At 42.5% G+C, this 14,631-nt stretch carries 12 protein-coding genes; 5 read left to right on the forward strand and 7 right to left on the reverse strand.

From position 1 onward, the window contains the following. Window positions 1-539: 539 nt before the first annotated feature. The 3 genes from I4Q58_RS14585 to I4Q58_RS14595 all read right to left on the reverse strand — a co-directional run bounded on the left by I4Q58_RS14585 (window position 540) and on the right by I4Q58_RS14595 (window position 4,379). Complete coding sequence (locus I4Q58_RS14585) at window positions 540-1,235, reverse strand: hypothetical protein (protein WP_203296635.1); 696 nt, start codon at window positions 1,233-1,235, stop codon at window positions 540-542. Window positions 1,236-1,413: 178 nt separating this feature from the next. Then, a complete protein-coding gene (locus tag I4Q58_RS14590) occupies window positions 1,414-2,325 on the reverse strand; it encodes a patatin-like phospholipase family protein (protein WP_203296636.1) in 912 nt (303 codons plus the stop codon). Continuing rightward, the gene (locus I4Q58_RS14595; protein ID WP_203296637.1) at window positions 2,322-4,379 is read right to left on the reverse strand and encodes a M1 family metallopeptidase; all 2,058 of its coding nucleotides are present in this window, start codon (window positions 4,377-4,379) and stop codon (window positions 2,322-2,324) included. The genes I4Q58_RS14590 and I4Q58_RS14595 overlap by 4 nt, the downstream gene beginning before the upstream one ends. An 84-nt stretch (window positions 4,380-4,463) precedes the next feature. Here I4Q58_RS14595 and recG point away from each other — a divergent pair, with 84 nt between their 5' ends. The 4 genes from recG to I4Q58_RS14615 all read left to right on the forward strand — a co-directional run bounded on the left by recG (window position 4,464) and on the right by I4Q58_RS14615 (window position 11,404). Further along, complete coding sequence (recG, locus tag I4Q58_RS14600) at window positions 4,464-6,569, forward strand: ATP-dependent DNA helicase RecG (protein ID WP_203296638.1); 2,106 nt, start codon at window positions 4,464-4,466, stop codon at window positions 6,567-6,569. A gap of 82 nt (window positions 6,570-6,651) precedes the next feature. Further along, window positions 6,652-8,520: a CBS domain-containing protein gene (locus I4Q58_RS14605; protein ID WP_203296639.1), complete on the forward strand. Its 1,869-nt coding sequence runs from the start codon at window positions 6,652-6,654 to the stop codon at window positions 8,518-8,520. Next, a complete protein-coding gene (locus I4Q58_RS14610) occupies window positions 8,517-9,719 on the forward strand; it encodes a succinylglutamate desuccinylase/aspartoacylase domain-containing protein (protein WP_203296640.1) in 1,203 nt (400 codons plus the stop codon). Before I4Q58_RS14605 ends, I4Q58_RS14610 begins: the two co-directional genes overlap by 4 nt. Window positions 9,720-9,787: 68 nt before the next feature. Then, window positions 9,788-11,404, forward strand: coding sequence for a SulP family inorganic anion transporter (locus I4Q58_RS14615; RefSeq protein WP_203296641.1), 1,617 nt, complete (start codon window positions 9,788-9,790; stop codon window positions 11,402-11,404). Between the two features lies 1 nt (window position 11,405). Here I4Q58_RS14615 and I4Q58_RS14620 read toward each other — a convergent pair whose 3' ends face one another. Then, window positions 11,406-11,741 (reverse strand): tRNA-binding protein, encoded by a 336-nt coding sequence (locus tag I4Q58_RS14620; protein WP_203296642.1) that lies wholly within the window; start codon window positions 11,739-11,741, stop codon window positions 11,406-11,408. Next, entirely contained in the window at window positions 11,734-12,045 is a 312-nt protein-coding gene (locus I4Q58_RS14625; protein ID WP_203296643.1) for a phosphoribosylpyrophosphate synthetase, read from the reverse strand. Before I4Q58_RS14625 ends, I4Q58_RS14620 begins: the two co-directional genes overlap by 8 nt. A gap of 425 nt (window positions 12,046-12,470) precedes the next feature. On the opposite strand from I4Q58_RS14625, the gene I4Q58_RS14630 reads away from it, so the two are divergent. After that, window positions 12,471-13,037, forward strand: coding sequence for a thioredoxin family protein (locus tag I4Q58_RS14630; RefSeq protein ID WP_203296644.1), 567 nt, complete (start codon window positions 12,471-12,473; stop codon window positions 13,035-13,037). Here I4Q58_RS14630 and I4Q58_RS14635 read toward each other — a convergent pair. Further along, window positions 13,034-13,552, reverse strand: a complete 519-nt coding sequence (locus I4Q58_RS14635; protein WP_203296645.1) for a YfiT family bacillithiol transferase — start codon at window positions 13,550-13,552, stop codon at window positions 13,034-13,036. The two genes, I4Q58_RS14630 and I4Q58_RS14635, sit on opposite strands and share 4 nt — an antisense overlap. Before the next feature lie 60 nt (window positions 13,553-13,612). Next, window positions 13,613-14,545 (reverse strand): peptidylprolyl isomerase, encoded by a 933-nt coding sequence (locus I4Q58_RS14640; RefSeq protein WP_203296646.1) that lies wholly within the window; start codon window positions 14,543-14,545, stop codon window positions 13,613-13,615. Window positions 14,546-14,631: the final 86 nt, after the last annotated feature.

A 14,631-nucleotide genomic window follows, 5' to 3' on the forward strand; every position in this document is an offset into this window, starting at 1 on the left:
TAATTTAATGGGAATATAGCCAACATAAAAGAGCAGCAATCCAACACTGATCCAGAAAAGCAATTCTCGCTTAATATTCAGGATCTTGGAGCTTGAAAGCAACTCGATATAATATAGAATTATACAGAAAATTAGAATGCAGGCACCCAATATATAGGCTAACAATTGGGTTTGAGTTCCAAAATCAGAAATAAATGGATTTATGATACTAGCTGTACAATAAACCGCTATACTCGCAACAATCCAGTTTCTGAAATCTGTGCGCCTGCTAACATTCCAAAAGACAAAATAGAAATATAGATAGTAAATTATATTATAAACATTATATAGTAGAATATTATTTCCGAACCAGTAATAAACCTGCTTAGCGAATAACTCATTTAAGAAAACGTATGAGAATATCCAAGGCAGGAACTTTAGAACCGTATGCTTATAATTTCTGTAAAAAAGAATTGCCGTGAGAGCGGCAATTCCTTCAAACGCCAATACAACGTATTGGAAGACATTATCGAATATTATCTTATCCACCTATGGAAGTATTAATTTCCACTAAAATCATCCTCTTGTGGTGGTGGGGGAACGATATGCGATTCATTCATAATCAAACTATTCATTCCAGAACCACCATCGTCTTGAAACAGTGGGTTAATCAGTAACATTTTTGGCCCCATTCCTGAAGCACCGCCTACATATCGCATTCCTTGCTCCTCTCGTATACCAGCAGGATTCTCCGCAAAATAATCACGAATTGGTACGGCGGTTCTATCGCCGCTTTCGGAAATTTGAATATAGAAACCAAGCTCTTCCCCATTGAAATCTGTCGTAGGTAAGATCATTAATGTATTATGCTTGCTAAACGCACCGAAATCGCCATCGGCTGGATAATTGGCAAAATAAAACCGTAATCCCTTCACGGATACTTTCGCCATTTCCGCTTCGTTTTCCACATAACTGATATAATGCTTTATGGTTTCTAGGTCGTATTCGCCATAACGCGTCGGACTAAATTTCTGTGTGGAGTCTTGCATATCTTCATACTCCTTGATAATGGGCACACGACGTTCGGTATATGAATCATACTGTTTTTTCGAAGCATCTAAGGAAATTATTTTACTTGGCGGCCCATCGTATTCCGGACCATCATCAGCGGGTTGCTGATCTACACAACTACTGGTTACCACAGCAAATAGAATTCCCATGGCAATCATTGTTCGAATCGTAAAAAGATTTTTCATAAGGTTGATTAGTTTAAGGTTTCCTTAAATGTAAGTTGAAATTTTTATAAAGTCAATTTTGCTAGCCGAAACTCTTCCTCCTAGCAGGAGGATATGAAAGTAAATAATTTGCTAAAAAAATCACCCACGATTCATGAATTTGGGTTAAAAACAGGAGACCAATATGGGGTAAATACCCCTATTGCTCATCCTTAATCTCATTGAGTTCGCTATTTTTCAACCGTGCATATTGAAAACCACTTTCCCACCATTTCGCCATTTTTCCCTTGTCGAAGATCAAGGAATTAGTTGTTAGTACTGTCGGTGTATAATAAAAATTGAGAATGGCATCCTTGTTACCCGCCACAAACTTACCGATACGAATATTTTGCTTCTCAACCCTATCCAACATATAGCCATGCATATTCGTTAGTAATGAAAAAGGGTTCCGGGAAGGAAGTTTATTATAATAGGCCACCTCTGTTTCCAACACTATAACATCAACGGTCGTAGCACCTCGATTGATGGCCTCTTCAATAGGCACCATACTCCCAAATCCGCCATCGGCGTATTCGCAGCCATCTTTCACCACCAAACTCATAAAGGGAATATAATTACAGGAAATCCAAATCCAATCGCAGAAATCCTCATAGCCGAAATCGTTGATACTTTTATATTCTACCTGATTCAAAGAAAGATTAGAAACGGTTACCACGATATCTTTTGGTCCTTCTTTCAGCGTGTTAAACTCCTCTTCGGTAACGGTGTTTCGAATCAATTTTCGCAGGTTTTGGCTTTCACCAAAAGTTTTGCTGCCACGAAAAAAATTTCGAAGAACACTAAAATGGTCAATGCTGATTTCCTTCTCTCCATACTTACCCTTCTTCACCCGAAACGGTCGAATACTGAAAATATCGCTTTGTTTCACCGAAGTATATACCTCCTTTATCTTTTCAATCTTACCTAGTCCGATATGCGAGATCAACAAGCTCCCTGTCGAAGTCCCTACCAAAATGTCGTAATCGTGATGAAGTTCCTTCCGAAGAAATTGCGCCACGCCCCCAGCAAACGCGCCTTTACTGCCACCTCCAGAAATTACGAGTGCTCTCATCCCTTCACGTTTAATCTGTTAAGATACGCTTTCTCTTCTTCTGAAAAGGAATCGAAATTCTTATACACCGCGTTTTTGGTACCCGGGTTTTTAAGAATTTCGGTTAACAGATCCCGAGCAAACGTTCGGAACCTCCAATTGTGATGTACAGCAGCATTTATCAAGTTACCAATAACCTCATCGTTATACAGTTGCAGCTGATTGATATATTCGAATGCTTTTTGTCGCACCTCGAAGCTGTAGACTGAGGACGTAAAGCCTTGAAGCCTATTTTTAAACGTAGCCTTTTGAAGTTTAGAATATCCATCCGTTAACAACGCCAATGCCAGCCACAATTGTTCTACATTTCGATCCTGAAATCCTATAATCCCATTTAAACGATCCAAATATTCCTTTCGCTTATCCGTAAAATTCATCCATAAGGTTTGAAGGGCAATTTCCTTTGTTAGATACGAATCGTCCTCCAGCAGTGTTTCATATTCTTGTAGAAAAGAAACTGGAATTTCTTCCATAATCATGGCTACGGTCTGACGCACATACAAATTGTTGCTTTCCATTGCCTGCTGTAACAGCGGTTCGGTTTCTGAAAACGGCTCACCATATAATTGTTGTACGGCTTCTTGCCCAATGTAATCATTCGGCAAGGTCAATGCTTGCTGTATTTGTTCCTTCTTTTCGGCCAAGGGTGTTTCACGCAAAGCGGCTATTTCGAAATATCGATTCATAAAAGGTGACTTCAACAGCGATTGATAGGCTTGTTCCGATTGAAAGGCGCTTTGGAATAGCCAATCCTTTTCCCATTGTGAAATATCCTCTTGGGTAATCGAGCGAACTTCTTCTAAAAAATCCTCGGTGGTAACATTTTGAAAAGCGTATTTTTCCAAATATTGCTTCACCGACTGACGAAACGCTTCAACCCCTATTTTCTCACGTAAGATGTGAAGTGCCCATGCTCCTTTTTGGTAAAACGTTAGGGAACTTGCATTTGGATTGACCAGTTTTTCACCTTTACCCTCATCGCTTAATGCCTTCAACTGCTCGGCGCTGTTATACAACTGCCAATAATAATAGTCTTCACCAAAAATCTCCTGCTCCGCCAGCAGCGCATAAAAAGTAGCAAACCCTTCCTGCAGCCAATGGTGGGTGCCCTCGGTTTCCGTCACCAAATTTCCAAACCATTGATGTGCTAGTTCATGGGCATTTACATTCACATAATTGCGATCGTTAAACCCGATAGAATCGACCAAAAAAGCTTCAGAAAATATCGTGGCTGTGGTGTTCTCCATTCCAGCATAGAGGAAATCGCGCACAGGAACTTGCTTGTAATTCTGCCAAGGGTAGTCGACGCCTATTTCTCTTTCCAAAAAATTAAAGATTTCAGCAGTATAGCGATAGGTAGGCTCAGCTTTTTGGTCTTCCCCGACAGGATAATATGTTTCGAGCAATATGTCACGCTTGGAATTTTGGACATTCTTTTCAAAATTTCCTATAGCCAACGCTACTAGATAGCTAGCCATTGGGTTTGGCATATCATACTTCCACACTCGTTTTCCGTCGAACTCGTTTTTCCCCATAAGATCCCCGTTGGAAATCACAGTTTTATCAATAGGAGCCTTAATACTAAGATCGAACTCAATTTTATCGTTCATATCGTCTAGGCTTGGAAGCCAATGAGACGTATATTTCCCCTGTCCCTGTGTCCAAATTTGATCTCTAGTGAAGTACAGGGTCTGTTTTGGAGTTGCCATAAAATTGAAAGAAGCGGTATAGGTGTTATCTTTCTGAAAATCGCCCACCATCCAAATTTTGTCTTCTGTGGTTGAAAGAGAAGTGTTTTCTGCTTTTACATTCCTTACTTGCATCTTATGGGCGTCTAGATAAATACTATCCGTTTCCGTAAGCATTTTGAAGGTTATCTCAAGAATGCCTGAAACCGACTCTGTAGCAGGTTCAGGTTCGACCACGGCATGAATCCGAAGAAAATCGACCGTCTCGGTTTGCTGCGCAAAAAGGGAAGTAACGGTTAGAAAAAGAAGGGGATAAATACATTTCATATAAAAAAGAATCGCAAGTGATATACCAGAAAGCAAATTACAAATTTTCGAGAAGGGCAAAACAGGAATTTGTACCTTCGTGATATGGATCCTGGGTATCTGCAAACTCCTATAGCGTATTTAAAAGGTGTTGGGCCAAATCGTGCCGAGGTTCTTCGCAGCGAATTGGGCATCGAGACCTTTCAGGATTTGTTGAACCTGTTTCCCAATCGCTACTTAGATCGCACACGCTACCATAAAATCACCGAACTTCAACAAAGCAGTGCCGAGGTGCAATTGGTCGTAAAGATTATTCACCTTAAAACCGTAGAACAAAAACGCGGCAAACGATTGGTCGCTACTGCAACCGACGGACAATCGAAAATGGAATTGGTTTGGTTTCGGGGCCATAGATGGATTAGGGAAAGCATCACCTTTAATGAACCCTACGTGGTTTTTGGAAAGGTGAATTTTTTCAATGGAATGTTTTCGATGCCACATCCCGAAATGGAACCGCTTAAAAAACACGAAAAGGGCGTCAGATTACGCATGCAACCCCTCTACCCTTCCACCGAAAAATTGAGCAACAAAGGGATTAGTAATAAAGTGCTGATCGGATTGGTACAGCAACTTTTCAATCAAACCAAGGGCCGTTTCGAAGAGACCTTGTCGCAGCCCGTACTTCAATCCCTAAAGTTGATTTCAAAAAGTGAAGCCTTGTTTCATATTCATTTTCCACAAAGCTCGGAATGGTTGGCAAAGGCACAGTATCGACTAAAGTTTGAGGAATTGTTCTTTATTCAGCTGCAACTTATTCAGAAAAACCAAGAACATAAAACGAAGATTAAAGGATATCCATTTCCAGAAATCGGTGACTATTTCAACACCTTTTATAAAGAACACCTCCCTTTCGAACTAACTAACGCCCAGCAACGCGTTATCAAGGAAATCCGCAACGACATGGGGCAAACCGCCCAAATGAACCGCTTGCTACAAGGCGATGTTGGTTCGGGAAAAACTATCGTAGCGTTTATGTGCATGCTCATTGCGCTCGATAATGGTTTTCAAGCGTGTATGATGGCGCCTACCGAAATTTTAGCGACCCAGCATTATCACGGACTAAAAGAACTGTGCGATAAAATTGGGATTACGATTTCTCTCTTAACTGGTTCTACCAAAAAAAGTGAACGTACCGAGATTCATCAAGGATTGCGCGACGGGTCGCTGCATCTGCTTGTTGGCACCCATGCATTATTAGAGGACGTGGTACAATTTAAGAATTTGGGGTTGGCCGTTATCGATGAACAACATCGCTTTGGAGTAGCACAGCGAAGCAAGCTTTGGCATAAAAATGAACTCCCACCCCATATTTTGGTCATGACTGCTACGCCCATCCCTAGAACCTTGGCGATGAGTGTGTATGGTGACTTAGATGTAAGCGTTATCGATGAGTTGCCGCCTGGGCGAAAGGAAATCAAAACGGTCCATCGCTTTGATGCGAACAGATTGAAAGTGTTTCGTTTTCTAAAGGAAGAAATAGCGAAGGGCCGTCAAGTGTATATTGTATATCCACTCATTCAAGAAAGTGAAGCGTTCGATTATAAGGATTTGATGGACGGGTATGAAAGCATTGTGCGTGAATTCCCGATGCCGAACTATCAAACTTCTATCGTACACGGACAGATGAAACCGGCCGATAAGGATTATGAAATGGATCGCTTCGTTAGAGGTGAAACCCAAATTATGGTCGCTACTACCGTAATTGAAGTCGGCGTAAATGTACCCAATGCCTCGGTGATGGTGATTGAGAGCGCCGAACGCTTTGGCTTGTCGCAATTGCACCAGCTTCGCGGAAGGGTGGGCAGGGGTGCCGAACAAAGTTATTGTATCCTAATGACGGGCCATAAATTAAGCGACGATGCCAGAACCCGATTGGAAACCATGGTGAAGACAAACGATGGCTTTGAGATTGCGGAAGTTGATCTAAAACTAAGGGGGCCCGGCGATATCATGGGAACCCAACAAAGCGGTGTGTTACAAATGAGAATTGCCGACCTTGTGAAGGATTCAGCTATCTTGAAAATCGCTCGTGGTGCTGCGCAGCAAGTACTACGGCAAGACCCACAACTTTCCAAGCCCGAAAATACAGCAATAAAAAACACCCTCTCCCAGATGATGCGTTATAAGAATATCTGGAATTACATTTCATAGCATGCTACCAAACATGACATTTCGCATTTTTTAAACCTCCCTTGCGTGCTACCTTGCAAATTGAGCATAGAATTTAAAAGGTATGGGCGATCATCGGGTTACACAACAGCTGAGCAAAAAGGAACGCGCACAATTTGTGGGTCATTTGCTTACTGACCTTGAAGCACTGGAAAAAATGCTTCAGGAAGGAATGATTGAAGATGACAAAATTCGAATTGGTGCCGAACAGGAGTCTTGCTTGGTTACCGATCATTGGCGGCCCGCCACCAATGCCGAAGCGCTCTTAAAAGCTATCGACGATCCGCATTTCACTACCGAGCTTGCCACCTTCAACCTAGAAATCAATCTCGATCCGGTAGAAGTCTCCAGCGACTGCTTTTCAACCGTGAGTTCACAACTCAAAACCTTATTGAAGAAAGCTTCAGCAGTAGCCGAAAAGCACAATACCAAGCTTTTATTGACCGGTATTCTCCCCACCATAAGCAAAAACGAATTGGAGTTCAAGTACATGACGCCCCAACCGCGCTATTGGGCGTTGAATGAACGGTTAAAAACACTAAGAGGAAGCGATTTTCAATTGCATATCAAAGGGGTCGACGATTTAGACATCAATCATAATTCAGTATTATTTGAAGCTTGCAATACCAGCTTTCAGATGCACCTACAGATTCGTCCAGACGATTTCATCTCAAGCTACAATTGGGCGCAAACCATCTCTGGCCCTGTCTTGGGTATTAGTACCAATTCACCATTACTGCTTGGAAGAGAACTTTGGGCCGAAACACGCATTGCCTTGTTTCAACAGAGTATAGACACCCGCTATTCTTCCTATGCGCTAAAAGACCAACAGCCGAGGGTTTCCTTCGGGAGTAGGTGGGAAACAGAATCCATAGCCGAAATTTTCAAAAACGACATTGCAGAACACAAGATTGTACTATCGAAGGAGATTGAGAAGAATTCACTGGAAGAGCTGAAAAAAGGCAATTTTCCCAAACTTGCAGCACTTAATCTGCACAATGGAACCATTTACAAATGGAACCGTCCGTGCTATGGCGTTGGTAATGGTGTCCCGCATGTCCGTATCGAAAATCGTTATATCGCTGCAGGTCCAACCACTATCGACGAGATGGCCACCTTCGCATTTTGGGTTGGATTGATGCTAGGCCGACCGAAGGAGTGCGACAATATGCCTTCCCAAATGGACTTTAAGGATGTAAAGGCGAACTTCATTCGCGCTGCGCGTACGGGTCGTTATGCAGTGATGGAATGGATGGGCGAGCAATATTCGGTAAAGCGATTGATTTTGGAGAAACTGCTTCCTATTGCTAAACAAGGCCTGAAAACTGCTGGGCTTTCAGCCACTGAAATAGATTCCTATTTGGATATCATTGAGCGACGAGCGTTACATACCACTCCTTCGCAATGGATGGTGAAAAATTTCAGAACGCTTCGTAAACATATGAAGAAAGACGATGCGCTTCGGGTGTTGACAAAAACCATTCACGAAAACCAAACAACGGAATTACCTTGCCATGAATGGGAATCCCTTTCCGAAGAAACGCCTATCCTAAAAACGGCAAACCTTGTTGGTCATATCATGAATACCCAACTCTTTACGGTAACCGCCCACGATTTAGCAAGTTTGGCCACCAAAGTAATGCAATGGAAAGCTATTCACCATGTTCCAGTGGTCGACGAACGAGGGTATTTGGAAGGCTTACTTACATGGACACATATGCAACGGTACCAAAAAGGAGCCTCTCCCGAAAGTGAAAGTACCGTAGCCGATATTATGACTTCCGATGTATTAGCTGTAACCCCAAATACTTCGATAGAAGAAGCTATTTCACTTATGAAAACAAATGAATATGGCTGTTTGCCCGTGGTTCAGGATGCTGAACTCATAGGCATAATAACCATCAAGGATGTATTAGAATTTGATAACCAATGAAGTCAGTAAGCCCCAAATCGAAACTGTTAAAACAGCCACGGATCATCGATGTTCTGGAAGGTTCCGAGACCGGTCCCACCCTAATTTTTGTGGGAGGTATCCATGGAAACGAACCAGCTGGAGTGCAAGCGTTACGCGAAGTTTTTAAGGAAGTCCATTACGTAAACGGACTGCTAAAAGGGAAAGCCTTTGCCATCGCAGGGAATATTTCTGCCCTACAAAAGGGTTTGCGTTATATTGACCAAGACCTTAATAGAATGTGGACAAAAGAATCGGTCGAGCAGCATTTGGAAAATAACTCTGAGCTCCCCCCTACCCAAGAAGCCATCGAGATGAGGGAGCTATATGACACCCTTCAACATATTTTGAAAACCGAGGTCGGACCGTTTTATTTTTTCGATCTGCATACTACTTCTTCCAAAACAATCCCCTTCTTAACGGTAAACGATAATTTATTGAACCGAAGGTTTGCAAAGCAATATCCCGCTCCGATTATTTTGGGTATTGAAGAATATTTAGAGGGACCGCTTCTTAGCTATATCAATGAATTGGGATATGTGGCGTTCGGTTTTGAAGGTGGGCAGCATGACGACTCAAAGGCTATTGAAAACCATAAAGCGTTTATCTATTGTAGCTTGGAATTCTGTGGTATGCTACATCATCAACATTCGTTAGTAGAAACGAATTGCCAAATCCTCGACAATTGCTGTGAAGGTATTTCAGGAATGTTTGAAATCTTTCAACACTATAAATTACGCGAGTCCGATCAATTTATCATGCAGCCCGGTTACCAAAACTTTTCTTCAGTTACCAAACATGAGGTATTGGCTTCCCATAACGGAAAACCGGTAACTATTGCTTCAAATGCAAAGATTTTTATGCCGTTATACCAACATCAGGGTACCGACGGTTTTTTCCTTATCAAACCGATTCCGAATTTCTTCTTGAAGCTTTCGGCCATACTTCGAAGATGGAAAATCCATCATCTTTTACCTATTTTGCCGGGTGTTCGGTGGGCTTCAGCCAAAAAAGACGCCTTACTCGTCAATAGAAAACTAGCCCGTTTTTTTGCGCGCGATTTCTTTCACCTCTTGGGCTATCGCAGCAAAACAATGAAGAACAACCATCTTGTTGTCCGGAACAGGGAATCGGTTGCCAAAACGAAGCTATATAAAAAAGAAGCCTGGTTTCACGCCTAAACAATAGCTACTTTCCCTTTTCTAACAGTGAAAAACCTGTATCTTTGCGCCCTTTTTAAGCGGAAAAAATGATACAGAAAACCATCAAGAATTTCACCCAAAACCCTAAGAATGATATTCTTTCAGGCCTAACGGTTGCTTTGGCGTTAGTACCTGAAGCAGTCGCCTTTGCCTTTGTGGCAGGCGTCGATCCGTTGGTCGGATTATACGGTGCCTTTATGATGGGAATCATAACGTCTCTCTTTGGCGGACGACCGGGTATGATTTCGGGAGCCACCGGTGCGATGGCGGTAGTGATGGTACACCTCATCCAAAAAGGAAATGAAATTGGGATGGCAATGGACACCCCCATAGAAAACTTAGGGCTTCAATGGCTATTTATCACCTTGCTATTTACCGGAGCCATACAGATATTGGCAGGTGTTTTTCGCTTAGGAAAATTCGTCCGACTTATTCCGCATCCCGTAATGATGGGTTTCGTAAACGGATTGGCAATCGTTATTTTTCTTTCGCAATTAGGATTGTTTAAGCGAACGGTAGACGGCACCCAATCTTGGATTCAGGGAACAGAATTGGCCATAATGCTTGGCTTGGTCTTTCTTACCATGGCCATAATGTTTTTGCTTCCCAAACTGACTAAGAAAATTCCAGCTGCCTTGACGGCAATCATCGTAGTAGCAGCCATTGTTATTTTTGGAGATGTTGATGTAAGCACCGTTGGTTCCTTTATTCGAGAAGGTGGTGGTGAAGGCCTAGAAGGCGGTTTACCAACGTTCCAAGACCAGATTTTTGCCTTATTCGGAACGCTGCAAGGCAATTGGGGATTGATTTTTTCTACTGCCTTTATTTTAGCTGCTGTAGGGTTGATTGAAAGTTTGATGACTTTAAACCTTATCGATGAAATGACCGAAACGCGTGGTTCTGGAAACCGCGAATGTGTCGCCCAAGGAGGCGCGAACATTCTAAACGGCCTATTTGGAGGAATGGGTGGTTGTGCGATGATTGGTCAGAGTATCATTAACGTTAATTCCGGCGGACGCGGAAGACTGTCTGGAGCTGTAGCAGCGATTGCATTGTTATGCTTTATTCTATTTGCGGCGCCGTTGATTGAACAGATTCCTATTGCAGCCTTGGTCGGCGTTATGTTTATGGTAGTAATCGGAACGTTCGCGTGGTCCAGTTTTAGAATCCTGAATAAAATTCCGATTAGCGATGCTATCGTATTGATTGCGGTATCGGCTATTACCGTTTGGCAGGATTTGGCAATTGCCGTGATTGTTGGCGTTATTATGAGTGCATTGGTCTTTGCTTGGGAAAATGCGACAAAAATTCGCGCAAGGAAAAGCATCAAAGAAGATGGAACCAAGGTATATGAAATCTGGGGACCGTTATTTTTCGGCTCGGTTACGGCTTTCAACAGTAAATTCGACCCCAAAAATGATCCTGATAAAGTGGAATTGGATTTTATCGAATCGAAAGTGAGCGATCATAGTGGTGTGGAAGCCCTTCGGAATTTAGCAAATAAGTATTTGGACATGGGCAAAGAAATAAAGCTGACACATTTAAGCCCAGATTGTAAAGCACTCTTGATGAAACGGAATCCCGAGTTCAGCACCATTATTGAAGATAATATTGACGATCCACGTTATTATGTGGTTACCGATGTGCTGGATAGTGAAGTGTAGATTATAAAATTCGTAAGCCGTTGGCAGTCGGTTTATTGGGTTGCAGTAAAGTGACTTCATCACCATTAACAGCTCCCAAAACCAAGCATTCACTCATAAAGTTTGCGATTTGCTTTTTGGGAAAGTTGATAACGGCAATAACCTGTGTTCCTATCAACTCTTCCTTTTCATAAAGTGACGTAATCTGCGCAGACGTTTTTTTGATTCCGAGGTCACTTCCGAAATCAATATGAAGCTGATAGGCAGGCTTCTTTGCCTCCGGAAAATCATGCACCTCAACGATCGTCCCCACACGCATATCGACTTTCTCGAAGTCTTCCCAAGAAAGATCAGGCATCGTGGTGAATCTTCAGTTTTTGAATCATATCCGGTGAAATATTCTGCTCGCCCGCTCCATAGTTATCCACCAACAGCCCCTGGGTGCCATCATCGGTTTCGATAACATATAAGATTGAATTATCGCCCGGGTTGGTCATTCCTTCAAAACGATAGTATTTCTTTACATCCAACTGGCCGGCTTTCCATTCCTTTTTTAGGTTTTTGGACTCAATACCTTCCTCTACTAAGTTGAAGTCTTCTTCATATCCGTTCTCCTGTAAATCTTTAATCGCTACTGATAATGAGCTGTAAGAATTTTTCATGATTTCTTGCTTTTACTTAAAAATACAGGGCTCATTGCACATAGACAAAACTTTATAAAATGTTTAGTAATCGCGGTAGGCTGTAAGCCATACGCTTTATGCTATAAGCGGTAAGCTTTTTGCAATAGTGGGATGATGGATGATGGGTGATGGGTGATGGGTGATGGGTGATGGGTGCTTAAACATATTCTTACTGCTTACTGCTTACTGCTTACTGCTTACTGCTTACTGCTTACTGCTTACTGCTTATTGCTCACTGCTTACTTACTTACTACTTCCCCGTCCGAACGTGCCTGTCCGAATGAGGTTAGGCGGGCCTTCGGTACCGGCGAGCTACTTTCTGATCACTGATCACTGTTCACTGTTCACCGAAAATCCGTAACTTTCAGCTTCCAAAATAGACCTATAAATAAACAAGTTTTACCATGTCTTTGACTCCTTCCAACATGTTAGCGCTAGGGACAAAAGCTCCCGATTTCACGCTATTGGACACTATTACCATGAATCCCGTTTCCCTTGAGAGCATTCGCGGTGAAAAGGGCACCGTCGTGATGTTTATCTGCAATCATTGTCCGTATGTAAAACATGTAAATGAAGAACTGGTTCGTTTGTGCAACGATTATCGCGTCACCGGTTTTGGTTTTGTCGCTATTAGCAGTAACGATGCAGAAGCCTATCCACAGGATTCCCCTCAAAAAATGTGGGAAGTTGCTCGAAAACTGAACTATCCCTTCCCCTATCTCTACGACGAAACACAGGAAGTCGCCAAAGCATATAAAGCTGCCTGCACTCCAGATTTCTTTGTGTTTGATGAAGACTTGGAGTTGGTGTATCGCGGCCAATTGGACAACAGCCGACCCGGAAATGGAATTCCCGTGAACGGTCGTGACCTCCGTGAAGCCTTGGATAATATTTTAAACAATAACGCGCAGCGAAAAGACCAAAAGCCAAGTATGGGCTGCAATATCAAATGGAAAAAAGAACCAGCTTAAGACAAAGCATTCTTGATGTGCGCATAGTGGTGCAAGCTATGCCAAGCGTAGGTTAGCGCCAACGCTTTTAACGAAACATCTAAATCGGTTTCAGGATGATGGTAGTTTCTGTTCCATTCTTCTTCACCTAAACTACTTAAGATGGCAACCATCTTTTGATGCAAAATTTCAATGTGCGTAAGCGACCAAGCAATGGGTGCCGTGTTGTAATCCTCCATATTGGCAAATGCATCCTGATCATAGGCTTTTATGGTCGGCGTGTCTTCGGTTAATGTCCACCGAATGCGATTATAGGCGTGATGGTGACTGTCGGAAATATGATGAATTAGCTGTCGAATTGTCCAACTGCCTTCACGGTACGGCATTTCTAATTGTACCTCCTTTAAGGTGTAGACCAATTGTTTCAACTGCTCTGGAAATAGTTTCAAGACAGTTATCGCCTCCTCCAAATCGTTTTTTGAAATGGTTTCAGGAAGTTTCAGTTTGCCGATCGGAAATTGTTGCGTTGTTTTCATAGTTCGAAAATAAAAAACACCCTCGAGCTGAGGGTGCTTCTTATCGTTTATTTTTTTAGCTTACTTCACATTCACCAATTCAACATCGAAAATCAAGGTAGCATCGGGTGGAATAACGCCTCCGGCACCACGACTACCATAAGCCAATTGTGGTGGAATTACAAAACGAGCCTTATCGCCTACCTGAAGTAGTTGGATCCCTTCATCCCAACCGGGTATAACGCTTCCCATTCCTACGGGGAAATCGATCGGATTGCCACGTTTAAAACTGTTATCGAATTCCTTACCATCGATAAACATGCCTTTATAATGAACCGATACCATTTTGCCCTTTTCCGCTTTCGTACCATCTCCCTTCTGAATGATTTTATAGCGAAGTCCGCTATCGGTCTTTTCAAAACCAGTTGCTAATTCTTCCAACAATTCTTCTTGCTTCTTTTTAGCAGCGGCTTCACGTTCTGCCTTTGCACCGTTAAATTTTCGAAAGGTTTCAACAGCATTCCAATTTTGAGCTTTTTCACCTTCACGGATAATCGCAACCTTTTGCATACTATCGCCCTGTTCAATGCTATCCACAACTTCTTGTCCTTCTACTACATGTCCGAATACACTATGCTTGTTATCAAGCCAAGGTGTTTCAACATGGGTGATAAAAAACTGACTTCCGTTGGTGCCTGGCCCAGCGTTCGCCATCGAAAGCACACCAGGTTTGTCATGTTTCAAATCGGGATGGAACTCATCATCAAATTGATATCCTGGTCCGCCAGCACCCGTTCCCTTCGGATCGCCCCCCTGAACCATAAAGTCTGGAATAACCCTATGAAACTTTAGTCCGTCGTAGTAGGGTTTCCCTTGAGGTTTTGCTTCATTTTCAAGATTTCCCTCGGCCAATGCGACAAAATTGGCGACTGTTCCTGGAGTTTGTTTATATGTCAGTTTAGCGAGAATATCGCCTTTCTCTGTTGAAATTTTTGCGTAAATACCGTCTTCCATGCTTTTGTTTTAGTTTTCATACAAAAATACACATTACTGAAAATTTTCGCAGCATGTTTCACAGCTACCTCATCAACCCCTACAAT

The sequence above is a fragment of the Luteirhabdus pelagi genome (assembly GCF_016827595.1).
Taxonomy (GTDB): Bacteria; Bacteroidota; Bacteroidia; order Flavobacteriales; family Flavobacteriaceae; genus Luteirhabdus; species Luteirhabdus pelagi.